Origin of the sequence: Corynebacterium uropygiale, assembly GCF_021568315.1 — a bacterium.
GTDB classification, from domain to species: domain Bacteria; phylum Actinomycetota; class Actinomycetes; order Mycobacteriales; family Mycobacteriaceae; genus Corynebacterium; species Corynebacterium uropygiale.
In genome coordinates, this window is record NZ_JAKGSI010000006.1 from 17,402 (window position 1) to 40,670 (window position 23,269).

The window sequence follows — 23,269 nt, forward strand, 5'->3', positions numbered from 1 at the left end:
TTGAGCTAAACACAGCACCCCGGCGCACGTCCGGCTGTGAAATGCGTGCCCGGAGAGTGGTGCAGATGCCCTGGTGAGCGCTTTTTCTTGAGGTTTCTCTCAGATTGTTGTGCAGCCTCTACCCCCGGCCATCCCGCGCGGTGGTCCGCCCCCACGTTGCAGCTCCGGGGTGATCGCTCCCACAATGGGGCACTATGACCCTCTACGATGACACCCTCGCCCTCCTCCGCGACCTCGTCCGCAATGCGTGCGTCAACGAGTACGTCCCCGACTCCGGCCACGAGTCCCGCAACGCCGCCACCCTGGAGGAGTTTTTCGACGACCTCCCCGTGGACATCCAGCGCTTCGAGCCCCACCCGGGCCGCGTGTCCATCGCGTTCACGGTTCCCGGTTCTGATCCCGAGGCCGAACCCCTCACCCTGCTCGGCCACACGGATGTGGTTCCCGTGGATGAACCACACTGGAGCACCGACCCCTTCGGGGCGGAGATCAAGGATGGCCGCGTGTACGGCCGCGGAACGGTGGACATGCTCTTTATTACGGCCACGATGGCGGCGGTGACCCGGGAGGTGGCGCGCCAGGCGAGCGTCGGCAATCATCCTCGGGGCAGCCTCACGTTTGTGGCGCTGGCGGATGAGGAATCGCGCGGGGGCCTCGGGGCGGGGTGGCTCGCCGAGCATGAGCCGCACGCTTTCCCGTGGAAGAATGCGCTCTCGGAGACGGGCGGCTCGCACCTTCCGGTGGCGGATGGGAGTGATGCGCTGGTGGTCGTCGTGGGTGAGAAGGGGGCTGCGCAGCGGCGGCTCCACGTCACGGGGGAACCGGGACATGGCTCCACGCCGTTTGGCCGGGAGTCCACGCTGGTGAAGCTGGGGGAAGTGGCGCGGCGCCTGGCTGCCATCCAGCCGGAGGTGAGCAGCAGCGACATCTGGCAGGACTACGTGCGGGCCTTCCGCTTCGATCCCGAGACGGAGAAGGCCCTACTCGACGGCAGCGACCCGGCCGCCTACGAGGCCTTCGGCCCGCTCGCGGCCTATTCCCACGCGATGAGCCGACTCACGATCGCCCAAACCGTCGCCCACGCGGGCAGCGTCATTAACGTGCTGCCCTCCAGCGGCTACATTGAGCTCGATATCCGCCCCCTCCCCCGGCAGACGCAGGAGGACGTCGACGAGGTGCTGCGCCGCGGGCTCGGTGACCTCGCCGACGACGTCCGCATCGAACACCTCATCTCCGAAGACGCCACCGTCTCCCCCGCGGAGGGGCCGCTTTACGAGGCCATCGTGGACACCTTCGAGGAGTTCTTCCCCGGCGTGCCCGTCATCCCCACGCTCTCCGCGGGAGGCTCTGACCTGCGCTTTGCCCGGCGCCTCGGTGGCGTGGGCTATGGCTTCGCGCTTCACGCGCGGGAGCGCACCCTGGATCAGGTGTTCGCGGAGCTCCACTCCCACGATGAGGCCCTCTACCTGGAGGACCTCGACCTCACAGTGCGCGCCTACCAGTCCCTGGTGCAGCGCTTCTGCGGGAGTGGGAGCGGGAGCGCGCCCCGCCGCCCTTAGGCGTGGACGTCCACGACGGCCCGACCGTGGCGCTTCCCGGCGAGCAACTCCGCCCCGGCCGCCGCGACGTGGCTAAGTGGCACGGTCTCGGTGAGGTCGGCGAGCGCATCGCGGTCGAGCTCCCGGGCGAGGAGATCCCACGCCCGCTCGCGCAGCACCACGGGGGCGTCGACACTATTGATCCCCTGGAGGATCACTCCCCGAAGGATGAAGGGCAGGACCGTCCCGGGGAGGTCCGCGCCCTGGGCGAGGCCGCACGCCGTCGCCACCCCGCCCCAGCGCAGCTGCGCAAGCGCGTTGACCAGCGCGTGTGAGCCCAGTGTGTCCACCACCCCGGCGAAGCGCCCCTTCTGCAGCGGCCGGCCGCGCTCGACGAAGCCGGCGCGATCCTCCACGGCGCTCGCCCCGAGGCTGCGGAGCCAGTCCCCGTGCTCGGCGACGCGCCCGGTGAGCGCCACGGTCTCGAAGCCCCGCTTCTTCAGCAGCAGGAGGGCAATGCTGCCGACGCCGCCCGTCGCGCCCGTGACCAGCACCGGCCCATCCTCGGGGCGCAGGCCGTGGTCGAGGAGCCCCAGCACGCACAGCGCCGCCGTATACCCGGCGGTGCCGATGGCCGCCGCCTCCCACGGCGTCATGCCCTCCGGCAGCGCCACCGCCGAGGCGCTATCCACCCGCAGGCGCGTCGTGTAGCCACCGTGGCGGAATTCGCCCAGGCCAGCGCCGTTGAGGACCACGGTGTCCCCGGGCTGGAAGCGCTCCGAGGTGCTCTCAGTGACCACGCCCACGGCGTCGATGCCGGGGATGAGCGGGTTGGTGCGCATGACGCCGCGGTCGCCGGCGAGGGCCATCGCGTCCTTGTAGTTGAGGGAGGAGTAGGTGACGTCGATGAGGGTGTCCCCCTCGCCGAGGAACGCGTCGGTGACCTCCCGGATGTCCAGGGTGACCTCCGGCTCGCTTCCCTCGGGATATTCCACGACCAGTGCTTCACTCATGAATAACCGCCTCTGAGCCTTGATGTGATTGGTGCCTCCACGCTAGCGGAGCGGGGAGCAGGCTTCGATTTCTGCAGGGACCCCTCGGGTGTCGATGAGCTCCGCGAGCGCCCGGCCCGTCGCCGGCCCCAGCGCGATGCCCCACATGCCATGGCCGCCGGCCACGTACACCCCCGGGCTCGCGGTGCGCCCGACCAGGGGCAAGCCATCGGGCGTGACGGGGCGGGAGCCCACCCACTCATCGCGGCGATCCTCAAAGTCCACGCCGCGCATGAGCGGCTCGGCGTTGCGGATGATCGCCTCGATGCGGCGGGGGTGGAGGGGTTCGTCGGGGCCGCGGAACTCCATCGTGCCAGCGATGCGGAAGCGGCCCTCGTAGGGAGTGCACGCCAGCCGGTGATAGGGCAGGTACACGGGATAGCGGGCCGGCGTGGACGTGGCGACGGAGAAGGAGTAGCCGCGCCCGGCGCGCACCGGCAGCCGCACCCCGTGCTCCCGGGCCAGCGAGGGCAACCACGCCCCATTCGCGATGACCACGTGCTCCGCGCTGAGGTCCTCCCCGGAGGCCAGCTCCACGCGGGCCAAGCGATCAGCGCCCGACGCCCCGCGCACCCGGGTCACCGTCTCCCCGGTGCGCAGGCGGCCGCCGCGCTCCTCGACGGAACGGGCCAGCGCCTCCACGTAGTGCCCGGGCTCGATGAAGCGCTGGCCCTCCAGCTTGTAGGCCACGGAGACCCGCTCGGAGAGCATGGGCGCGTACTCGCTGAGGTCCGTGAGTTCCTCCAGGTCAGCGGTGAGCCCGTGGTGGCGCACCCCCTCGATTTCGGAGAAGAACCCCTCCGATTCCGAGCGCTTCTCAAAAGCCGCCACGAAGGGCACAGCGCGCGTGCGGTGTTCGGCGGGGAGGACGTCGTCGAGAACATCAAAGGCCGAGAGGGAGGCCTGCGCCAGCGGGGCGAGGGCGGCCATCGTGCGGTCCCAGCCGCGCGGGGTGGCGTAGGACATGAAGCGCGCGAAGAAGGCCCACATCCCGGGGTCCAGGCGCGGCGGCACGGAGAGGGCGGCGTCGGGGTCGACGAGAGCCGTCGGGCCATAGAGCCAGAGGGAGGTATCCGCCAGCGGGAGGATCTTCGCCGGCGTGAGCCAGCCCGCGTTCCCCCACGAGGACCCCGCCGCCGGCCCCTTCTTGTCCACCACCGTGACCTCATAGCCGCGTTCCTGCAGGTACCACGCGGTGGCGAGTCCCACCATGCCCGCCCCCACGATGATGGCGGTGTTCCTTCCGGCGCCCGTCCCCATGACCATACATCCTCCCAGATCGTGAGCTACAACACTTGGAGTGGAGGATACCAAAGCGCGACACAGCTACGACAGGGAAAAGGATTGACGGACGAAAAGGGCACCCATACTATGAGTCGCATCACAAGATGGTTCAGTGGGAAGGAGCATCATCCGCATGACCTCTCTACGGGACAGACAGCCAGCCATCGCGGTGACCGTATTCCTCCTCGGCATGTGCGCGCTGCTCAACCTGTATTCCACCCAGCCGATCCTGGGGCAGCTCTCCGTGTGGGCCGGGATTTCCGCTGAGAGCGCCGCGTGGACGATTAGCGCCGCCACCATCGGCGTGGCCGTCACCGCCCCGGTGGCGGGTCTCATCTCCGACAAGGTGGGGCGGCGGGTGGTCATACTCTGCGCCCTCGGGGCGATGGCGCTGGTGACGGTGCTCGCGTGCTTCTCCTGGAGTTTCTCCTCGCTCCTCGTTATCCGCCTGGCGCAGGGGCTGTGCTGCCCCTTCGTTTTCGCGGTCACTGTTGCCCACCTCAATGAGGTGTTTCCCGCCGAGCGGAGCCTCTCCCTCAACGCGGTCTACGTCGCCGGCACCGCGTTCGGCGGCTTCGCGGGCCGAGCCCTCGCGGCCTTCCTCACTGATGCCGTGGGCAGCTGGCGTATCTCCTTCATCGGGAATGCTGTCCTCTTCCTTGTGTCCTTGCTCTGCGCCGCGCTGTTTCTCCCCCACGATCGCCGCCAGCCCAGCGAGCACAACCCCCACGCCACACAGCCAGCGCGCCCCGATGCCTCCTCTCCCGCCCGGACTCGCTCCGTCACCAGCGTGGTGCTCACCGCGCTGGTGGGCTCTGCCCTGCTGTTCCAGCAGGTGTCGAGCTTCACGTACATGTCTCTCACCCTCGCTGAGCCTCCCTACGCCTTGAGCCAATCCGTGATTGGCCTCATCTTCGCGGTGTTCCTTGTTCCCTCGATCGTCACGCCCGTGCTCTCGCGTCTGTCTCGCGTCCTGGGCCAGCGGGGTGGCTTCCTCGCCACGCAGCTGATCGGGCTGGCGGGGCTGGGGCTCACGCTCTCCTGCGTGGCCGTGTTCGCCGGCCAATCCAGCTGCACGGCTGCGGCTCCCCAGTTTCTGCCGGAGCGGCGATCGACAGCCGTCGGCACCTATCTTTCTGGGTATTATCTCGGGGGCGCGCTGGGGGCGGTGGTCCCCGCGGGGATGTATCGGGCCCACGGGTGGGAGGGCGTGGTCCTCCTCGACGCCCTGATCGTGGCGGGGTCTGTGCTCCTCGCGTGGGTGGCGTGGCGGCGGCTTGCCCGGCGCGCCTAAAGCAAAAACCCCGGGCCCTCCCTAAGGAGTCCCGGGGTTCTCTCTGTGGGCGAGGGGGGACTTGAACCCCCACGTCCGAAAAGGACACTGGCACCTGAAGCCAGCGCGTCTGCCAATTCCGCCACTCGCCCGAGTGTGCGAACCACGGCACAAAAGCCGTGCGACTTGACCAAGATACCACGATCCCCTGGATCCTCGTCAAATCCCGACGTCATCGGCCCTTTTCGGACAGAAAAATCCGCCGCAGTGGATTCTCACGCTATCCTCCCGCCTATACTATGGCAGTATCCCGACGTACATCCGCGCCGCCCAGCTGGTGCCGCGGTACCCGAGCATCTAGGAGGTCGATGGTGTCTGTCCTCGGTCGTTTCGCCAAGATCGACAGTGCCATGCAGCGTGGCCTCGATAATGGGTTCGCCTTTGTGTTCGGCGGGCGTGTCGTTCCCGCAGAGATCGACGAGCTCATCAAGCAGGAACTCGAGGATAACCTGGTCCGCTCGGCACAGGGCACCATCTGCGCCCCCAATGTCATTCGGGTGTGCGTGAGCCACAAGGATCGTGACAACCTCGCAGAGAACTATCCACAGCTTCCCGCCTCCTATGCGGAGCAGATGACGCGGCACTGCCGCAACCGGGGCTGGGCCTTGGAGGGGCCGCCCACCGTCATCATTGAAGCGGAAGACGGGATGCGCACGGGCCAGCTCCGTGCCTCGTCGTCTTTTTCTCCCCAGCCAGCAGAGAGCAGCGGTTTTGATGCCCGCGAGTCGCTCGAGGAAGGTGAACCCATGACCCAGGAGACATCCCACGACGCCCCCGCGACGGAGTTCTTCGGCGCCGAGCGCAGCCCGGCCTCGTCGAACGTGCAGCCCTCCGCCCCCGTCGAGGAGGAGCGGCACCCCACGGTGAGCCTCCTCCTGCAGGACGGCTCCTCCCGGACGTACCTCGTCCACGAGGGATCCAACACCATCGGCCGTTCCAACGACGCCAACTTCCGGCTCCCCGACACGGGCGTCTCCCGGCAGCACGCAGAGATCACGTGGGATGGGCGCGACGCCGTCCTCGTCGACCTGCAATCCACCAACGGAACCACGGTCAACGACACGCCCGTCGAGAATTGGCTGCTCGCAGACGGTGACGTCATCACGGTGGGTCATTCCCACATCGAGGTCCGCATCACCGACGGCTCTTAACCTAGGAGGTTGCCCCGCTCATGGAATCGCTCATCATGCTGATCTTGAAGATCGGCCTCTTGGTACTGCTGTGGATCTTCGTGCTCATGGCAGTCCGCGCTATGAAGCGAGATTCCGACCGCGCCGCCGCCCTCCCCACCAGCTCCGCCACGCCGGTGCCGGCCGGGGGCGGCGGCGGAATGCGGCGCACCCCGCCGGCGGGCAAGCTGCAGATCATCGAGGGCCCCCTGCGCGGCTCCTACCTGGAGGTCACCCAGATCGATGACATCGTCATCGGCCGCAGCAAGGACTGCACCTTCCAGGTGGGCGACGATTACGCCTCCTCCCACCACGCGCGCCTCTTCAAGCGCGGCAACGACTGGTTCATCGAGGACCTCGCCTCCCGCAACGGCACCTACCTCGGCGGATACCGCATCGAGCAGCCGGAGAAGGTCGCGGTGGGCAGTGACATCAAAGTTGGACGCACGACGGTGAGGTTGGTTCCGTGACGCTCTTATTCGACTTTGCGGCGGCCTCCGACCGAGGGCTCGTCCGCGGCAATAACGAAGACTCCGCCTACGCGGGCCCCTACCTCCTCGCGCTCGCCGACGGCATGGGCGGCCACGCAGCCGGCGAGGTGGCCTCCCAGATCATGATCCGCCACCTCCAGAAGCTCGACGCCGACCCCGGCGACAACGACATGGCCGCCCTCCTCGGCTCCATCGCCGACGACGCCAACGCCGAAATCCGTGCCGAGGCCCTCGAGCACGTCGAGTACACGGGCATGGGCACCACCCTCTGCGCGCTCCTCTTCAACGGCCAGGAGGTGGCGCTCTGCCACGTCGGCGATTCCCGCGCCTACCGCCTCCGCGACGGCCAGCTCACGCAGATCACCCGGGATGACACGTACGTCCAGTCGCTCGTCGACCAGGGGCAGCTCGCCCCCGAGGACGTCTCCACCCACCCGCAGCGCTCCGTCATCCTCAAGGCTTACACGGGCGAGGACGTCGAGCCCACCCTCAAGAGTTACGACGCCCGCCCCGGCGATCGCTGGCTCCTCTGCTCCGATGGGCTCTCCGACCCCGTGACCCACTCCACCATCGAGACGACGCTCCAGGAGGGCACCCCGGAGGCGGCGGCCCAGCGGCTCATTGAGCTGGCGCTGCGCTCCGGCGGGCCGGACAACGTGACGGTCGTCGTCGCCGACATCGCGGAGGGGGACGCCTCCCGCGCGCTGGAGAGCAGCCCGCACACCGTGGGCGCGCTCGCCGGCGAGCCGGAGGAGGACCACTGGCCCGACTCCTCCGCCGGGCGGGCCGCCGCCATCAGCCGGCAGCCCCGCGAGATCCCGCCCAGCGCCGAGGCCGAGGAGCCCACAGAGGACGCGGCCGACGCGGCCCCGCGGCGGCGGCGCGTCGAGGTGTGGGTGGTGACGGCGCTCGTCGTCGTGATTGCGCTGCTCGGCGCGGGGTGGGCGGCGAACTCCTACCTCGACCGCACCTTCTACCTCAGCACCACGGATCGCGAGGAGCTCCTCATCCAGCAGGGCGCGAACTACACCATCTTCGGCCACGAGCTGCACACCCCCTACCAGGTGGCGTGCATCGACGCCGGCGGTGACCTGCGCCTGCTCAACCCGAGCGACGCCGAAAAGGACTCCTCCTGCACCGTCTTCACCCTCAAGGACCTGCCGGAATCCGCCCGCGGCTCCGTGAGCTCCATGCCCAGCGGCAGCTATGAGGAGGTCACCGAAAGCCTCCAGCGACTCGCCGGCGAGGCCCTGCCCGCCTGCGTCACCGGCAACAAGAAGCCCCGGCCCGACGCCAAGGACGGGGCACGCAGAACCCCGGGGGTGGACTGCCGAGACATCGAGAAGGAGCGCTGATGACCATCCTCCGACAACTCACCGCCCGCCGCACCGAGATGTCCCTGCTCATCATGTCAGCGGTGCTCATTGCGGTGCTCCTCGTGAACCTTGAGCTCTCCCAGGGCAACGCGATCACCACGGAAATGCTGTGGGTGATCGGCGGGTTCATTGGGATTTTCACCATCGCCCACCTGGCGCTCTGCGTGCTCGCACCCAAGGCGGACCAGGTGATGCTGCCCGTCACCTCCGTCCTCAACGGGCTCGGCCTAGTCATGATCTACCGCCTCGATCTCGCGACCAGCGCCGGCCTCGTCAACCGCCAGATCCTGTGGTCGCTCGTGGGCATCGCGCTGATGATCGGCGTGCTCGTCATCCTGCCGGATTACCGCGTGCTCACCCGCTACAGCTACATCCTGGGGCTCGTCGGGCTCATTCTCCTCGCGCTGCCGCTCGTGTGGCCGACCAGCTTCGACGCCGACGCCCGCATCTGGATTTCCATCGGATCCTTCTCCCTCCAGCCCGGCGAGTTCTCCAAGATCCTCCTGCTGCTGTTCTTCGCCCAGCTGCTGGTGAGCAAGAGGGCGCTCTTCACCGTGGCGGGCTACCGCTTCCTCGGGATGGAGTTCCCGCGGCTGCGCGACCTCGCCCCGGTGCTCGCCGTGTGGGCCTTCGCCATCCTCATCATGGCTGGCGCCAACGACTTCGGCCCCGCCCTCCTGTTGTTCGCGACGGTGCTCGGCATGGTGTACCTCGCCACGGGGCGGACATCCTGGCTGCTCATTGGCGTGGTGCTCATCGCGATCGGCGCGGTGGGGCTCTACTTCCTCTCCGACAAGATCCAGGAGCGCGTCGCCTACTTCCTTGACCCGACCTCCGGCTACCAGCTGTCGATGGGCCTGTTCGGCATGTCCTTCGGCGGGATCACCGGCACGGGGATCGGCCAGGGCTACCCCTACCTCGTGCCCGTGGCGGAATCGGACTACATCCTCGCCGCGATCGGCGAGGAGCTCGGCTTCGTCGGCCTCAGCGCGATCCTCCTGCTCTTCACCATCTTCATCACCCGCGGCTTCCGCGTCGCCATGCAGGCGAAGGACTCCTATGGCACGCTCCTCGCTGCGGGCCTCTCCCTGACGATCGCCGTCCAGGTGTTCGTCGTCGGCGGCGGCATCACCGCGCTGCTGCCCATGACGGGCCTCACCACGCCGTTCATGTCCCAGGGCGGCTCCTCGCTCATGGCGAACTACGTGCTCCTTGGCCTCATTCTGCGGATTTCGCACATCGCGCGGGCGCCCCAGGAGGAGCTCCCCGCCCCGGCGAGCATGCAGCACACCGGCCAGATCCGCATCGTCGAAGGGGGGACCCGATGAACCGCGCCATCCGGCACCTGTCGATCTTCTGCCTCGTTCTCACGCTCATTCTCATCGCGAACCTCACGTTCATTCACGGCTTCCGCCAGGAGCAATACGCGGAGAACCCGCACAACCCGCGCATCCGCATTGAGACGCAATCCATCGCGCGCGGCGCCATCACCGCCGGCGGGCAGGTGCTCGCCCAGTCCCACCCCGACGACAAGGGCATCTACCACCGCGAGTACCCCACCAACTCCCCCGCCTACGCGCCCATCACCGGCTACCTCTCCTCCATCTACGGCATGTCCGGCCTCGAGAGCAGCTACAACGGCATCCTCAACGGAACCGATGACTCCCTCATCACCAACCGCTGGCGGGAGACCTTCCTCGGCCGCGAGCACGGCGGGGCGAACGTCGAGACCACCCTCCAGCCGGCCGTCCAGGAGACCGCCTACAACGCGCTCACCTCCTCCGGCTATGAGGGCGCCGTCGTCGCCCTGCGCCCGAGCACCGGCGAGATCCTCGCGATGGCCTCCACCCCCAGCTTCGACGCCAACAGCCTCGCCAACGAGGACACCGCCGAGGACAACTGGGCCGCCCTCAGCAACGACGCCACCAACCCCCTCCTCAACCACGCCACCCAGGAGACCCTGCCCCCCGGCTCCACCTTCAAGATCATCACGACGGCCGCCGGCCTGAGCAAGGGCTTCACCCCCGACTCCATGCTCACCGGCGCGCCCTCCATCACGCTGCCCAACACGGAGCAAACCCTCACCAACTACAACGCCCAGCCCTGCGCCGGCGGCGGCGAGGTCCCGCTGCGCACCGCCTTCGCGCTGTCCTGCAACACGGCCTTCGTCCAGATGGGCATCGAAGCCGGTCAGGACGCCCTGCGCGACACGGCCACGGCCTTCGGCGTCGGCGAGAACTACGACCTCGGCATCCCCAACGCCAAGGGCGCCCTCGGTGACCTGCCCGACGACGCGGCCCTCGGCCAATCCTCCATCGGGCAGCGCGACGTCTCCATGTCCGTCCTCCAAGCGGCCGTCATGGCCGGCACCGTGGCCAACCACGGCAAGCGCATGGAGCCGCACCTGGTCTCCCGCATCACGGGCGCCGACCTCAAAGAGATCCGCTCCACCAAGCCCAAAGAGCTCAACCAGGCCATCCCCGAGGACGTGGCCGACCAGATCCGCGACCTCATGATCGCCTCCGAGCGCTCCACCTCCGGGTACGGTGGGCAGGACATCGCCTCCAAGACCGGCACCGCGGAGCACGGCGGGCCCGACGACCCCCCGCACACCTGGTACGTGGCTTTCGGCCCCTCCCAGGATGCGGACGTCGCGGTGGCCGTCGTCGTGAAAAACGGTGGCGGGCACGGGATGGGCGCCACGGGCGGATCCGTGGCCTCGCCGATTGGGCGAGCAGTCATCGAGGCGGCACTGAGGCAATAAAGGAGGTGGACAATGACACAAGCAGATACTGAAGGCCGCGACCGGCTGCAGAGGCTCATCGGCGAGGACTACCGGCTCCACTGGATCATCGGGCACGGCGGCATGTCCACCGTGTGGCTCGCCGACGACGTCCGCCACGACCGCGAAGTGGCCATCAAGGTGCTCCGGCCGGAGTTCTCCGACAACACCGAGTTCCTCCACCGCTTCCGCAACGAGGCCCACACCGCGCAGTCCATCCGGCACCCGCACGTCATCACCACCTACGACTACCGGGAAATCCCCGACCCCGCCGGGCACACCTTCTGCTTCATCGCCATGGAGTACATCCGCGGCGAATCCCTCGCCGACCTCATCGCCCGCGAGGGCGCCCTCCCCGAGGACATGGTGCTCACCGCCCTCGACCAGGCGGCGCACGGGCTCGCGGCCATCCACTCCCTGGGCCTCGTGCACCGGGACATCAAGCCCGGCAACCTGCTCATCACCCAAAGCGGGGCGGTGAAGATCACCGACTTTGGGATCGCGAAGGCCGCCGCCGCCGTGCCCCTCACCCGCACCGGCATGGTGGTGGGCACCGCCCAATACGTCTCCCCCGAGCAGGCCCAAGGCCAGCGCGTCACCGCCGCGAGCGACGTGTACTCGCTGGGCGTCGTCGGATACGAAATGCTCTCCGGCCACCGGCCCTTCAACGGGGACAGTCAGGTGTCCGTGGTTCTCGCGCACATCAACGAGGCCCCGCCCGCGCTCTCCACCACCATCTCCGCGCCCACCCGCGAACTCATCGGCATCTCCCTGCGCAAGGACCCCACCACCCGCTTCGCCGACGGCGCCGAGCTGGCCACCGCCGTCACCGCCGTCCTCCACGGGCACCGGCCGCCGCAGCCCGCCGCCACCCGCGCGGGACGCGCCGCTGCCACCCCCGCCGAGCCATCCCCCTCCGCCGCGACCTCCTCCCTCGGGGCCGTCACGCAGAACCGCACGGCGTACCCCATGTCGGCGCAGGGGGCGGCGGGGCGTGCGGGGGCGGGCGGGCGCGCGGGGCGTGCGGCAGCGCGGCCGCAGCGACGCAAGCGCGGCGCGGGCCGTGGCTTCCTCATTGGGCTGCTCGCGACCCTCATCCTCGTGCTGCTCCTCGGCGGCGGCATTGTGCTGGGAAGCCGCGTGAGCACCACAACGCCCACCACCACCCCCGTCGTCACCGAAACAGTGGAACCCAGCGAGCCCTCCGAGTACACCGAGTACACGCAGGCGCCGGTGGAGCCTGAGGACACGGTGGAGACGTCGGAGTCGGAGGAAACCTCGGAGCCCACGTCGTCGGAGGCGCCCCCGAGCACCACCAGCACCACGAGCCCCCTCTTCCCCGAGTACAGCACCACGATCATGACAACGGAGGCCACCAGTGAACAGGCTTATCGCTGAACGCTACTCCCTCGGGGAGATCATCGGTAGCGGTGGAATGTCGGAGGTCTTCGCGGCGGAGGACACCCTCATCGGGCGCGACGTCGCCATCAAAATGCTGCGCACCGAAATGGCGCGCGACGTCAACTTCCGCGAGCGCTTCCGCCGCGAGGCCCAAAACTCCGGGCGCCTCAACGACCCCAGCATCGTCGCCGTCTACGACACCGGCGAAACAGAGGTCGACGGCATCATGGTGCCGTTCATCGTGATGGAACGCGTTCACGGCCGCACCCTCCGCGACTTCGTCCGCGAGAGCGGCCCCCTCAGCCCCACCGAGGCGGCCTCCCTGCTCACCCCCGTGTGCCGGGCCCTCCAGCACTCCCACGACGCCGGCATCATCCACCGCGACATCAAGCCCGCCAACATCATGATCACCAACAGCGGAGCCGTCAAGGTCATGGACTTCGGCATCGCGCGGGCTCTCGACGACTCCACCTCCGCCATGACGCAGACCTCCGCCGTCATTGGCACCGCCCAGTACCTCTCCCCCGAGCAGGCGCGCGGCAAGAACGCCGACGCCCGCTCCGACCTGTATGCGCTGGGCTGTGTCCTCTACGAGGCAGTCACCGGGCAGCCGCCCTTCCAGGGCGAGACGCCGTTCGCCGTCGCCTACCAGCACGTGCAGGAGACGCCGACGCCCCCATCCGAGATCATCAACCTGTCTGGACAAGAGGCGCTCAACATTGACGCGGTGGTGCTCACCGCCATGGCGAAAAACCCCGCCGACCGCTACCAAAGCGCCGCCGAAATGGCCGATGACCTGGACCGACTCAGCCGCCACGCCGTCACCCGCGCCGCGAGTGCCCACGTGCAGGAGACGCCGACGGCGCTGCACCCTGCCGTGGTGCCGGAGGAGCGCGAACACGGGGGCGCCCCACGCTGGCTCGGGACGCTCGCGGGCATCCTCACCGTGGTGGCGCTGCTGGTGGGTGGTGCGTTCGCGTGGGACTACTTCGACTTGGGCGCCAAGCTGGGCATTGGGTCCTCGCGGGAGCTCGTAGAGGTGCCGGACGTCACCGGGCAGCAGCAGGCTGAAGCGACCACCGCCCTCGAGCGAGCGGGGCTGCACGTCGAGGTCAGCGAGGAGCCGAACCCCGACACGCCGCGCGGCACGGTGCTGCGCACCAACCCCGGCGCCGGTTCGGAGCTGCAGCGCGGCACGTCGGTGACGCTGGTCGTGTCCGCGGGGCGCGAGGTGACCGAGGTGCCGGACGTCCGAGGGAAGACTGTCGATGAGGCGGCGAACATCCTCAAGGACGTGGAACTCGAGATTGATTCCTCCGTGCGGGAGGAACCCGACGAGGAGGTGCCCGAGGGACACGTCTCGGAGCAGAACCCCGCGGCGGGGGCACAGCTGTCCAAGGGCTCGAAGGTGCGGCTGACCGTATCCACCGGGCCCGAGAAGGTGCGTATGCCTGATATTTCCGGCATGAAGTGGGATCGGGCGCGGACCATCCTCGAAGACGTGGGGCTGCACGCCCAGCCGAACTGGGTCGATGACCGTGCAGAAGAGGGCACGGTGGTCGGGCCCATGAACGCCGGTGAGGAGATCAAGCGGGACGAACCGCTCACCATCAACGTGTCGAACGGCATGCTCATTGCGATGCCCGACATCGGCCGCATGACTGCGGGCCAGGCTGTCAGCGCACTGCGCAGTGCCGGGTGGCAGGGGCGCGCCGACCAGCTGCGAGCTGGCGAGACGGTACGGACCCCGCTGATCACGGATGAGGGGAAGATCGCTGATTTCACCCCGAAGATCGGCCAAGACCTGCGCAAGGATGCGGTGGTTGAGGTGCGGTATTGGAAGTTCGATCTTCTGCCCTAAGCTAGTGGGGTACGAAGGCGCCACGGTACGAAGGAGAGATTATGCCCAAGGCAAAGATGACGAAGCCGGAGATCCCCTCTGGCGGTAGCTCGAGTATGAATCGGGCACCGGTGAAGGTGAATGCCGATGGCACGCCGAAGTGGTACATGACCATCATGTTTTTCTTCATGCTGGCGGGGTTGGCGTGGATCATCGTGAACTATCTGGCTGGCAACCAGATCCCTCTCATGACGGAGCTGGGCGCGTGGAATTATCTCATTGGCTTTGGCCTCCTGATCATTGGTCTCCTGATGACGATGGGGTGGCGTTAGCAGCGCAAACGCGTCGAGGGGGTCATTCTCTTCCTCCGTCTTATTCGGTTCTTTGCCGACTGTGATGCCCGCACCGTGGTGTTGACCTGCAACCCGGGGTGCGGGTTTTCGTGTGTGGGTGGTGGGCGGTACCCGATGGTGCCGGTGTCGGGGTCGCGGTCAGCGTAGCCCCGGTTGCCGGCGCCGTTGCGGGCGTCATTGTTACTCATGTGGTGGCAGCGACAGAGGAGAGTGAGATTCTCGATGTCGGTTGGGCCGCCAGAGAACCAGGATTCCATGTGGTGGGCGTCGCATTGTGTGGCCGGCTGATCACAGCCGGGGTGCGTGCAGCAGAAGTCCCGCGCGAGAAGCGCGATGCGCTGGAATGGGGTGGCCAGGCGCTCGGCGCGGCCGACGTGGAGGGGATCCCCGGTGTCGGCGTCGTGAACGACAACGTAGTGGTATTTCGCGGATCCGAGGCGGAGGACGTCCAGCGGCGAGAGTTCCACGCCGGTGTTGGTCGCGTACCGGTGATGGAGCAGCGAGGTGGCGTCGGTGACATCGTCGACGTCCTCGGAGGTGAGGGACAAGACGACACTGGCCAGGCCACTGCGCTGGGTGTGAGTCCAGCTGTGCTGGCGGATCATCTGCGCAAAGGCGTCGAAGCGACGCTGCGTGAGGGAGCGTTTGTCATTCTTAGCGGCTGTTCCAAGCAGATGACCAGGACGCTTGGAGGGCGCGAGGAGGCTCTCCATAACGGCGAGCTCTGCGCGCGGCAAGTAGCCCGAGAAATAGGCGCCGCCATCAGCGTCTGGGCGCTGGATCATGAAGCGCCGCTTGCGGATGTCGGCAAAGGGATCGGTGTCGGTGGGATAGTGGGCGTTTGCCTTGCGGATCCGGGTGCGCATCCAGTGCCGGAGGTCTTCCGGAGAACGCTCGGCAGCTTCGTGGATCGACTCATGGTAGATGCGCTCTTTTTCGGCGGCGGCTTTGTCGCAGAGTCTGCCCAGTTCTTGCGTGATGATGGTGCGCTTTTCTGAGCTGAGGGTGGGCGAGTGGTCGTCGTCCTCTCTCCCATTTCCGCTGTGCGGATCTGCCATGGAAAAGGCGAGTTGGGCGTTCCTCATGCGCTGGAGGGCATCGCGACGCGACAGCCCCATTTTCTCGATGAAAAAGTCCACCGTTCGTCGTGAGCCCACCAACTGTCCCGCGCCGGCAAGATCAGCCGCATAGGTGGTGGCATTGTCGATAGCGGACTTGAGGTTGAGCACCTCCTCGAGGCGAACGATCTCTTCGTGATTGGCATCAAATAGTGCTGACGTCGGGACGCGGAAGACCGCCAGAATGGCTGCCATGTGCTGCGCAATAGCGTCGACGTGTGGGCGAATATCCACGGTCTTACCTCCCCCCTCAGTGTTCTTGAGGGCAAGAGTACCGCGGCCATCCCGTTAGCGCAAGGGTGTTCGAAAATAAATTTCGACGCATGCACTACCACTGTACAACACCAGCAGATCCCCCTCGATTCGAACACATGGACCCCCTCCACAAGTAAGTAACACCATGCGGATAAAGTTATCCACAGGTTGTGGAGTTCTCTGTGGATAATGTGCATCTCCCCACAATTCACGCAGTTTTCCCCAGCTGTGGAAAACTCTGTGCACAATTTCCACGACCTGGGGATTCTGTTCGAAACTCCATGAAAATCCCAGGTCACCGCGGAGCTTATCGGCGCCCTTCCAGTATGTGTTCGATGAATTACAATTCTGCGATTATCCACAATGTGGAAAACTTCTGTGGAGAACTCGTGCCCCTGGGGATAGTGGAAAACTCCTGAGGAATCCACAAGCCCCCATCAGCTCCCCCTCTCACACCGCCAGCGTGAGCACCACGATCCCGTACACGACGGCGAAAAGCCCCAGCATCGCCCAGGGGAGCGCGCGGAGAAAGCGCGGGTTCCCGCTAAGTTGTATGTACAACCCCGCAATGATCGCTCCGCCAGCAAGTCCCCCCAGGTGGCCGGCCACGGAGATGGAAGAGACCAGGAACGTCCCCACCACGTTGATTCCCAGAAGGGTGAGGGGCGTGGCCAGGCTGAGGCCCTTCTGGTGATAAATCACGATGAGGATCGCCATCAGCGCAAAGATCGCGCCGGACGCGCCGAGCGTCGGCGTAAGGGGCTGGAAGTACAGGATCGCCGCGGAGGATGCGAGCCCGCCCGCCAGGTAGAGCGCGAGGAAGCGGGCGCTGCCGAAGGCGATCTCCGTCGCGCCGCCGACAAACCACAGCATGACCATGTTGAGGAGGAGGTGCTGGATATCGACGTGCATGAAGAGCGCGGTGATCCCCCGGAGGGGGCCGGTGGCGTCGTGAAGGACGGCAGGGCCCCAGAGCAGTGTGGATTCGCCCAGCGGGCTCCACGCCGTGCCCGAGATCCCGCGCGCCTGGAGCGCCGCGAGCAACCAGAGCAGCGTGGTGGCGAGGATGATGGTCACCGTCGCGGGCACTCGTTGAATTGTCGTTCTCATGGTCAATCCTTCCAGTCAGCCCCCACGCTCCCCCCATGCGCCGCGCAAAGCCGCGCAAAGCCGCGCGCCCCACGCCCCACCCCTGTGGTCCCGACGCAAAACCCCCGCCCGGGTTCGGCGCGGTGCGCGCAGCTCAACCCAGACGGGGGTAGTGGCGTCGGCGGGAAACCGGGGCGGGCTTCCCGCCTCACGGCTATTCGGTGATCTCGACGGACTCGATGACCACGGGGTCGATCGGGCGGTCCATGCGATCGGTGGGCGTCGAGGCGATGGCGTCGACGACCTTCTTGGACTCCGCGTCAGTGACCTCACCGAAGATGGTGTGGTGGTTGTTGAGGTGCGGGGTCGGCGCGACGGTGATGAAGAACTGCGAGCCGTTGGTGCCGGGGCCGGCGTTGGCCATGGCCAGGAGGTACGGGTGGTCAAAGCGCAGTTCGGGGTGGAATTCGTCGTCGAACATGTAGCCGGGGCCACCACGGCCGGTGCCGGTGGGGTCGCCGCCCTGGATCATGAAGCCGTCGATGACGCGGTGGAAAATGGCGCCATCGTAGAAGGGGCCCTCGGTGGATCCGCTGGCGTTTTCCGTGCGGTAATCCGCGGAACCGTCGGCGAGCCCAATGAAATTACGCACCGTGGCCGGGGCGTGGTTTCCAAAGAGCTCAATGATGATGTCACCGCGGTTCGTGTGCAGTGTCGCGGTAGCGGTCTTCTTGGTCATGCGGCCCATCATAGGTCATCGCTTCAGTGGAGGCACCCCAAAGCGGGGCAGTTTAGACGTAGTCTAGAAAGGGACAAGAGCGCATTTCCCGCGCCCACACTTAGCCAAGATGAGGAGAGAGATGAATCTCAGCACCATCCGCCTGGCGAGCAGTGGTATCCACACCGCCTGGACGAGCTTCAACGACTATCGTCGCCGCAAAACCGCCGAGGCCTATGACGCCCTCGCCGACGCCACCGGCGACATCGACCTCGAGGCCCTCAAGGACCGCGGCTCCAGCCTTCTCGACGACTCCCGCAAAGAAGCGGGCCGCGTCACCCAGGCCGCTCGGATCCGTCTCTCCAAGGCGCTCGACGCGGCCAGCGAGCAGGGCAAAGAGCTCGCCGAGCAGGGCAAGGATCTCGTCGCTCAGGCGGACAAGTCCAGCAAGAAGCTCACCAAGAAGGCCCGCAAGAAGGCCAACAAGAAACTCGGGAAGAAGGACAAGAAGCGCTGCTGGCTGACGTGGCTTATCGTTCTCGCGGTGAGCGCCATCGCCGGCGTCCTGGCCTGGGTGTTCTTCGGCCGCAAGGAGCAGCCCGGCACCACCCCGCCGCGCGTGGAAGAATACGGCAGCGACGAGGACACCTCCTCGACCCTCGTCTACAGCACCTCCACCCCCTCTGAGGGCTCGACGGAGGACCAGGAGCAGGAGATCGACTCCGAGGAATTCCTCGCTGACCTCGACGAACAGCTGCAGCAGCACCAGGAGACCACGGGCCGCCACGCGCTGATCGAGGACCCCGAGGAGGACGACCAGCCGAAGAACTAACACCCCGTTTAGTGCTGAACCCCACCCGCGTCACCGTGGGTGGGGTTTTTCTGCGAGTGGCGCGGATTGGCCATCGCTAAAAATGAACAGACACCTTTTCGGACACCGCGCTACTGTGGCCACATGACTGTGCATCATGCCTCTTCGTGGGGCCACCGGGGCTCGAACCCGGGACCAGCAGATTATGAGTCTGCGGCTCTAACCGACTGAGCTATAGCCCCGCGAACATCTTATACAGAAGACGTGTCCCATGCCATGTGCGGGGTGGGATTTCGGGGCCCCTATTACGTCGGGGAAATCTTCGTGGAGTGCGGGTACAAAACTGCTGGATAACCCGCGTGCAGAACAGCACTGTGGCCTGCGCAGATATGCAAAAACCCCGGCCTAAAAGCCGGGGAAAACGTGACAAAGTGGAGCATAGGAGAATCGAACTCCTGACCTTCTGCGTGCAAAGCAGACGCTCTACCAATTGAGCTAATGCCCCAAGTCTGTGGTGGTGGGCCTAGCAAGAATCGAACTTGCGACCTCATCGTTATCAGCGATGCGCTCTAACCGACTGAGCTATAGGCCCTGGCAACGAGAAGATACTTTACAGCGCGTTGACGAATGTGGCAAATCGCCCCGTGACCTGCGGAAAGTCAGACAATGAGAGCCCGTAGGTGGCGCTTGTTGTGTCTAGCTACCGGAGTGGAACGTCACCACGATGCCACCGAAGAGATCCACCACAGCGTTGTAGATGAGGGCCATGATCGGGGCGAGAATGGTCATCGCAATCGCACCGATCGCGCCCACCAGGGCCGAGACCGCCATGGCCATACCAAAGCTAATGACCTGCTCACTTCCCACGCCTGATACCACCGAGTTGAACTTGTCCCAGACGCCCACGAAGTCGAGGCTGATGTAGAGAATCGCCGTGGCGAGGATCCACGCGACGAGCCCCACGAGGGAAAAGGCCAGCGCAACTCGAAATGCCGATTGGGGCGAGATCCGGGTCAGTGCTTGTTCTCGGGCTGCCATGGGGTCTCCTCTGTCGTTTCTTCTCGGATGGGCAGGGCGATGCCCCACGCTGCTCAGCACGCTCAGCCAGCAGGGCAGGACAGAAGCTACGGTATCCTCCGTTCGCGCTCGTATTCTACTCTCCCCCTGGTATCTCAGAAGAACATGGAGCGCGCGGCCCGGGCCTACACCGGCCACCACGCAGGGCACCCGCGGCATGAGAAAACGGCCCGGGGTTTCTCCCGGGCCGTTTCACGTGAAACATCGGATGGCGCGACCCCCCCGGTCTAGCCGGGAGAGCCATGCGGGATCATCCTCGAAGGGCCGTTGATTTAGTCCTTCGGCTTATCCGCAGGGCCGTCGAGCTCGCCCTTGGCCACTGCCTCGGCGGTCTCTTCGCCCTCGCCTTCCACGTTCTTGTCGATGGCCAAGACGGTGACGTCCTTCTCCAGGTTGACCAGTCGCACGCCCATCGTTGCACGGGAGGACGGGCGAATCTCGTTAACCTGGGTCCGGATCACGCCGCCAGCGGAGGTGATGGCGAAGATCTCGTCATCCTCGTCTACCGCGAGGGCGCCGATGAGCTTGCCTCGCTTCGGCGAGTACTTGAACGTCACGACGCCAACGCCACCGCGGCCTTGGACGTTGTAATCGTCCATGCTCGTGCGCTTGCCGTAGCCGCCCGAGGTCGCAACCAGCAGGTATTGGCCATCGCGGACCACGGTCATCGCGAGCATCTGGTCTTCACCGCGGAAGCGCATGCCCTTCACGCCGGCAGTCGCGCGGCCCATGGGCCGCAGCTGGTCGTCGTCGGCGGTGAATCGGATGGCCTGACCCTCCTCGGAGACGAGGAGGAGGTCATCCTCGTTGGAGCACAGCGCGGCCCCGATGAGGCTGTCGCCCTCGTTGAGGTTGATCGCGATGAGCCCGCCGGAGCGGGCGGACTCGTAGTCGGCCAGCCGGGACTTCTTCACGCGGCCATGCGCCGTGGCCAGCACGAGGTACGGCGCATCCTCGTAGGACTGGATCTGGATAACCTGCGCGATCCGCTCTTCCGGCTGGAACTCCAGGAGGTTCGCGACGTGCTGGCCGCGGGCCGTGCGGGAGGCCTCCGGCAGCTCGAAGGCCTTGAGGCGGTAGACGCGGCCGAAGTTCGTGAAGAAGAGAATCCAGTCGTGCGTCGAGCAGATGAAGAAGTGCCTGACGACGTCGTCCTGCTTGAGCTCCGCGCCGCGCACGCCCTTGCCGCCGCGCCGCTGGGACTTGTAGGCGTCCACCTTGGTGCGCTTGGCGTAGCCCGTGGACGTAATGGTCACGACGACGTTCTCGCGGGCAATGAGGTCCTCCTCAGAGACCTCGCCGGTGGCCGCGACAATCTGGGTGCGGCGCTCATCGCCGAACTTGTCCACGACCTCCTTGAGCTCATCGTGGACGATCTGGCGCTGGCGTTCGGGGCGGGCCAGGATGTCCTTAAGGTCAGCGATCTCGCGCTCGATCTCGGCCAACTCGTCGATAATCTTCTGCCGCTCGAGGGCCGCCAGGCGCCGCAGCTGCATGGCCAGAATCGCGTCCGCCTGGACCTGGTCCACGTCGAGGAGGTCCATGAGGCCCGTCCGCGCAATGTCCACCGTCTGCGAACGGCGGATGAGCGCAATGACCTCGTCGAGCATATCCAGGGCCTTGACCAGGCCGCGCAGGATGTGAGCGCGCTTTTCCGCATCGTCGAGGCGGTACTGGGTGCGGCGCACGATGACGTCGATCTGGTGCGCCACGTAGTAGCGCAGCATCTGGTCGAGGCGCAGCGTGCGCGGGACGCCGTCGACGATCGCCAGCATGTTGGCGCCGAAGCTCGTCTGCAGCTGGGAGTGCTTGTACAGGTTGTTGAGGACGACGCGCGGCACCGCGTCGCGCTTGAGGGTCACAACGATGCGCAGGCCCACGCGATCAGAGGACTCGTCCTCGATCTTGGAAATGCCCGCGATCTTGCCGTTGTTCACCTGCTCCGCGATGTTGGAGATGAGGCGGTCAGGGTTGACCTGGAACGGTAGCTCCGTGATGACGATGATCTGTCGGTTCCCGTGCTCCTCAATCGTAGAGACACCGCGCATGCGGATGGAGCCACGGCCTGTCGTGTAGGCATCCTTGATGCCCTGGTCACCGACGATGAGGCCGGCCGTCGGGAAATCGGGGCCCTTGACGCGTTCCATGCACGCCTCGAGCGCCGTCTTCTCATCGGCCTCGGGGTTATCGAGGAGCCAGTAGATGGCCTCCGCAAGCTCGTTGAGGTTGTGTGGCGGGATGTTCGTCGCCATACCGACGGCAATACCGCCCGAGCCATTCATGAGGAGGTTCGGCACGCGCGAGGGCAGGACATCCGGCTCGAGGGTCTTCCCGTCGTAGTTCGGGGAGAAGTTGACCGTGTTCTCGCGGATATCGCGCACCATCTCCATGGCCAGCGGAGTGAGCTTACACTCCGTGTAACGCATGGCGGCGGGGCCGTCGTCACCGCGGGAACCGAAGTTCCCCTGGCCGTCGACCAGCGGGTACCGCATGTTCCAGTCCTGCGCGAGGCGGACCAGGGTGTCATAGATAGCGTAATCGCCGTGGGGGTGGAACTGACCCATGGTGTCCGACACCGGGCGCGCGGACTTCACGTAGCCGCGCTCCGGCCGGTAGCCAGAGTCAAACATGGCGTACAGGATGCGGCGGTGGACCGGCTTCAAGCCGTCACGAACCTCCGGCAGCGCACGACCCACAATGACGGACATGGCGTAGTCGATGTAGCTCGACTGCATCTCCTCATTGATATCAATGGGCTGAATGCGATCAAAGAGGTTCTCGCCCGAGCCATTATTATCTTCGCTCAAAGCTCATTCACCTTCGATTGAGTGGACGGAACGGTCCTAGTCTATCGCACAATCGCGATTCTGAGGGCGCTGAGCGCTTTGTCCGCCCAGCGTGATACCGCGGTGATACCATTTGCTCATGGCTATGACCCTCCGCCTCCGTGCCGACGAAGACCGCGCCCTCGCTCTCCTTGCGCGGGCCCACGGCTGCAGCAAGCAGGAAGCCGCACGCCGAGCCATCATTTCCGCCGCTGCCCGCATGCTTGAGGATGAACAGGTCCACGAGCTCGCCCAGCAGCGCCTCGCGGAGTACCGAGACATCGCGCAACGGCTCCACCCCCAGAGCCGCGAGACGCCCCGCTAAGCACAGCACAGCAGCACACCCAGCATCACATCCCCTCCCCCACCCCGGAGGTTTCACGTGAAACACGAACAACCCCACGCCCCCGCCTGCGCCCCCATCCTCCGAGGCGTGAGCGCTGATGCTCTCCTCACCATCGCGGAGGACGTCTGCGCCGCCACGGGGACAAGGATTAAGAACTATCCGGCCCTGGTGAGCCTCGCGGCCCTCAGTGCCCCCCGCCTTCGCGGATGCCCCCTCTACGCCACCGAGCACGAACAGGCCCGGACGATCCGCCTCGCCCTCCGCAGCTTCCCGCCCCTCGAAGAACATAATGACATCTTCGCGGACGTCCTCTTCAGCGTCCTCGCCGAACGTCACGCTCACGCCGCCCAGCCCCCGACACGCGGGGGTACCCCTTGACGACAGCGGCCGAAAGACTGCTAGGATATGTGA

The 23,269-nt window shown here is 66.3% G+C and carries 20 protein-coding genes and 4 tRNA genes; 13 read left to right on the forward strand and 11 right to left on the reverse strand.

Annotated elements, in window-relative coordinates; all coding sequences use genetic code 11:
* Positions 1-194 precede the first annotated feature (194 nt).
* Positions 195-1,559 (forward strand): M20/M25/M40 family metallo-hydrolase, encoded by a 1,365-nt coding sequence (locus L1O03_RS10530; protein WP_236119830.1) that lies wholly within the window; start codon positions 195-197, stop codon positions 1,557-1,559.
* Here the strand turns inward: L1O03_RS10530 and L1O03_RS10535 are convergent.
* Positions 1,556-2,551 carry an MDR family oxidoreductase gene (locus L1O03_RS10535; RefSeq protein WP_236119832.1) on the reverse strand — a complete coding sequence of 332 codons (996 nt, stop codon included), beginning with the start codon at positions 2,549-2,551 and terminating at the stop codon, positions 1,556-1,558. The two genes, L1O03_RS10530 and L1O03_RS10535, sit on opposite strands and share 4 nt — an antisense overlap.
* Positions 2,552-2,593: 42 nt before the next feature.
* Positions 2,594-3,856, reverse strand: coding sequence for an NAD(P)/FAD-dependent oxidoreductase (locus L1O03_RS10540; protein WP_275949266.1), 1,263 nt, complete (start codon positions 3,854-3,856; stop codon positions 2,594-2,596).
* Between the two features lie 151 nt (positions 3,857-4,007).
* Between L1O03_RS10540 and L1O03_RS10545 the strand changes: the two genes are divergently transcribed.
* On the forward strand, positions 4,008-5,168 hold the full coding sequence (locus tag L1O03_RS10545; RefSeq protein ID WP_236119834.1) for an MFS transporter: 1,161 nt from the start codon (positions 4,008-4,010) through the stop codon (positions 5,166-5,168).
* A 46-nt stretch (positions 5,169-5,214) separates the two neighbouring features.
* Here the strand turns inward: L1O03_RS10545 and L1O03_RS10550 are convergent.
* Positions 5,215-5,299, reverse strand: a tRNA-Leu gene (locus tag L1O03_RS10550).
* A gap of 219 nt (positions 5,300-5,518) precedes the next feature.
* Between L1O03_RS10550 and L1O03_RS10555 the strand changes: the two genes are divergently transcribed.
* The 8 genes from L1O03_RS10555 to crgA are packed head-to-tail and all read left to right on the forward strand — an operon-like array spanning position 5,519 to position 14,598.
* On the forward strand, positions 5,519-6,358 hold the full coding sequence (locus tag L1O03_RS10555; RefSeq protein WP_236120023.1) for a DUF3662 and FHA domain-containing protein: 840 nt from the start codon (positions 5,519-5,521) through the stop codon (positions 6,356-6,358).
* A gap of 20 nt (positions 6,359-6,378) precedes the next feature.
* Positions 6,379-6,846, forward strand: coding sequence for an FHA domain-containing protein FhaB/FipA (locus L1O03_RS10560; protein ID WP_236119836.1), 468 nt, complete (start codon positions 6,379-6,381; stop codon positions 6,844-6,846).
* Positions 6,843-8,222 (forward strand): PP2C family protein-serine/threonine phosphatase, encoded by a 1,380-nt coding sequence (locus L1O03_RS10565; protein WP_236119841.1) that lies wholly within the window; start codon positions 6,843-6,845, stop codon positions 8,220-8,222. The genes L1O03_RS10560 and L1O03_RS10565 overlap by 4 nt, the downstream gene beginning before the upstream one ends.
* Positions 8,222-9,571 (forward strand): FtsW/RodA/SpoVE family cell cycle protein, encoded by a 1,350-nt coding sequence (locus tag L1O03_RS10570; RefSeq protein ID WP_236119843.1) that lies wholly within the window; start codon positions 8,222-8,224, stop codon positions 9,569-9,571. The genes L1O03_RS10565 and L1O03_RS10570 overlap by 1 nt, the downstream gene beginning before the upstream one ends.
* On the forward strand, positions 9,568-11,007 hold the full coding sequence (locus L1O03_RS10575; protein ID WP_236119845.1) for a penicillin-binding transpeptidase domain-containing protein: 1,440 nt from the start codon (positions 9,568-9,570) through the stop codon (positions 11,005-11,007). Before L1O03_RS10570 ends, L1O03_RS10575 begins: the two co-directional genes overlap by 4 nt.
* 12 nt (positions 11,008-11,019) lie before the next feature.
* A complete protein-coding gene (locus L1O03_RS10580; RefSeq protein ID WP_236119847.1) occupies positions 11,020-12,423 on the forward strand; it encodes a serine/threonine-protein kinase in 1,404 nt (467 codons plus the stop codon).
* The gene (pknB, locus tag L1O03_RS10585; protein ID WP_236119849.1) at positions 12,404-14,287 is read left to right on the forward strand and encodes a Stk1 family PASTA domain-containing Ser/Thr kinase; all 1,884 of its coding nucleotides are present in this window, start codon (positions 12,404-12,406) and stop codon (positions 14,285-14,287) included. Before L1O03_RS10580 ends, pknB begins: the two co-directional genes overlap by 20 nt.
* A gap of 41 nt (positions 14,288-14,328) precedes the next feature.
* Positions 14,329-14,598, forward strand: a complete 270-nt coding sequence (gene crgA, locus L1O03_RS10590; RefSeq protein WP_236119851.1) for a cell division protein CrgA — start codon at positions 14,329-14,331, stop codon at positions 14,596-14,598.
* Here crgA and L1O03_RS10595 read toward each other — a convergent pair.
* The 3 genes from L1O03_RS10595 to L1O03_RS10605 form a co-directional block, all read right to left on the reverse strand.
* Positions 14,595-15,971: an HNH endonuclease signature motif containing protein gene (locus L1O03_RS10595; RefSeq protein ID WP_236119853.1), complete on the reverse strand. Its 1,377-nt coding sequence runs from the start codon at positions 15,969-15,971 to the stop codon at positions 14,595-14,597. The two genes, crgA and L1O03_RS10595, sit on opposite strands and share 4 nt — an antisense overlap.
* Positions 15,972-16,442: 471 nt before the next feature.
* Complete coding sequence (locus tag L1O03_RS10600) at positions 16,443-17,102, reverse strand: rhomboid family intramembrane serine protease (protein WP_236119855.1); 660 nt, start codon at positions 17,100-17,102, stop codon at positions 16,443-16,445.
* A 193-nt stretch (positions 17,103-17,295) separates the two neighbouring features.
* Complete coding sequence (locus L1O03_RS10605) at positions 17,296-17,832, reverse strand: peptidylprolyl isomerase (RefSeq protein WP_236119857.1); 537 nt, start codon at positions 17,830-17,832, stop codon at positions 17,296-17,298.
* A 109-nt stretch (positions 17,833-17,941) separates the two neighbouring features.
* On the opposite strand from L1O03_RS10605, the gene L1O03_RS10610 reads away from it, so the two are divergent.
* Positions 17,942-18,631, forward strand: a complete 690-nt coding sequence (locus L1O03_RS10610; protein WP_236119858.1) for a hypothetical protein — start codon at positions 17,942-17,944, stop codon at positions 18,629-18,631.
* A 147-nt stretch (positions 18,632-18,778) separates the two neighbouring features.
* Here the strand turns inward: L1O03_RS10610 and L1O03_RS10615 are convergent.
* The 5 genes from L1O03_RS10615 to gyrA form a co-directional block, all read right to left on the reverse strand.
* Positions 18,779-18,852, reverse strand: a tRNA-Ile gene (locus L1O03_RS10615).
* Positions 18,853-19,042: 190 nt separating this feature from the next.
* Positions 19,043-19,115: transfer RNA gene (locus L1O03_RS10620), tRNA-Ala, on the reverse strand.
* A 10-nt stretch (positions 19,116-19,125) separates the two neighbouring features.
* Positions 19,126-19,202, reverse strand: a tRNA-Ile gene (locus L1O03_RS10625).
* 104 nt (positions 19,203-19,306) lie between these two features.
* Positions 19,307-19,648: a DUF3566 domain-containing protein gene (locus L1O03_RS10630; protein ID WP_236119860.1), complete on the reverse strand. Its 342-nt coding sequence runs from the start codon at positions 19,646-19,648 to the stop codon at positions 19,307-19,309.
* A gap of 311 nt (positions 19,649-19,959) precedes the next feature.
* Positions 19,960-22,494, reverse strand: a complete 2,535-nt coding sequence (gene gyrA / locus L1O03_RS10635) for a DNA gyrase subunit A (RefSeq protein ID WP_236119862.1) — start codon at positions 22,492-22,494, stop codon at positions 19,960-19,962.
* 118 nt (positions 22,495-22,612) lie between these two features.
* On the opposite strand from gyrA, the gene L1O03_RS10640 reads away from it, so the two are divergent.
* Entirely contained in the window at positions 22,613-22,837 is a 225-nt protein-coding gene (locus tag L1O03_RS10640; RefSeq protein ID WP_236119863.1) for a CopG family transcriptional regulator, read from the forward strand.
* A gap of 108 nt (positions 22,838-22,945) precedes the next feature.
* Positions 22,946-23,236 carry a hypothetical protein gene (locus L1O03_RS10645; protein WP_236119865.1) on the forward strand — a complete coding sequence of 97 codons (291 nt, stop codon included), beginning with the start codon at positions 22,946-22,948 and terminating at the stop codon, positions 23,234-23,236.
* Positions 23,237-23,269 lie beyond the last annotated feature (33 nt).

Bases quoted from the DNA above. Each gene is read 5' to 3' on its own strand.
- L1O03_RS10560 (WP_236119836.1), top strand. From the start codon at position 6,379: ATGGAATCGCTCATCATGCTGATCTTGAAGATCGGCCTCTTGGTACTG.
- L1O03_RS10540 (WP_275949266.1), bottom strand. From the start codon at position 3,856: ATGGTCATGGGGACGGGCGCCGGAAGGAACACCGCCATCATCGTGGGG.
- L1O03_RS10600 (WP_236119855.1), bottom strand. From the start codon at position 17,102: ATGAGAACGACAATTCAACGAGTGCCCGCGACGGTGACCATCATCCTC.
- L1O03_RS10630 (WP_236119860.1), bottom strand. From the start codon at position 19,648: ATGGCAGCCCGAGAACAAGCACTGACCCGGATCTCGCCCCAATCGGCA.
- crgA (WP_236119851.1), top strand. From the start codon at position 14,329: ATGCCCAAGGCAAAGATGACGAAGCCGGAGATCCCCTCTGGCGGTAGC.
- L1O03_RS10575 (WP_236119845.1), top strand. From the start codon at position 9,568: ATGAACCGCGCCATCCGGCACCTGTCGATCTTCTGCCTCGTTCTCACG.
- L1O03_RS10545 (WP_236119834.1), top strand. From the start codon at position 4,008: ATGACCTCTCTACGGGACAGACAGCCAGCCATCGCGGTGACCGTATTC.
- L1O03_RS10535 (WP_236119832.1), bottom strand. From the start codon at position 2,551: ATGAGTGAAGCACTGGTCGTGGAATATCCCGAGGGAAGCGAGCCGGAG.
- L1O03_RS10570 (WP_236119843.1), top strand. From the start codon at position 8,222: ATGACCATCCTCCGACAACTCACCGCCCGCCGCACCGAGATGTCCCTG.
- L1O03_RS10580 (WP_236119847.1), top strand. From the start codon at position 11,020: ATGACACAAGCAGATACTGAAGGCCGCGACCGGCTGCAGAGGCTCATC.
- L1O03_RS10640 (WP_236119863.1), top strand. From the start codon at position 22,613: ATGGCTATGACCCTCCGCCTCCGTGCCGACGAAGACCGCGCCCTCGCT.
- L1O03_RS10530 (WP_236119830.1), top strand. From the start codon at position 195: ATGACCCTCTACGATGACACCCTCGCCCTCCTCCGCGACCTCGTCCGC.
- L1O03_RS10605 (WP_236119857.1), bottom strand. From the start codon at position 17,832: ATGATGGGCCGCATGACCAAGAAGACCGCTACCGCGACACTGCACACG.
- L1O03_RS10610 (WP_236119858.1), top strand. From the start codon at position 17,942: ATGAATCTCAGCACCATCCGCCTGGCGAGCAGTGGTATCCACACCGCC.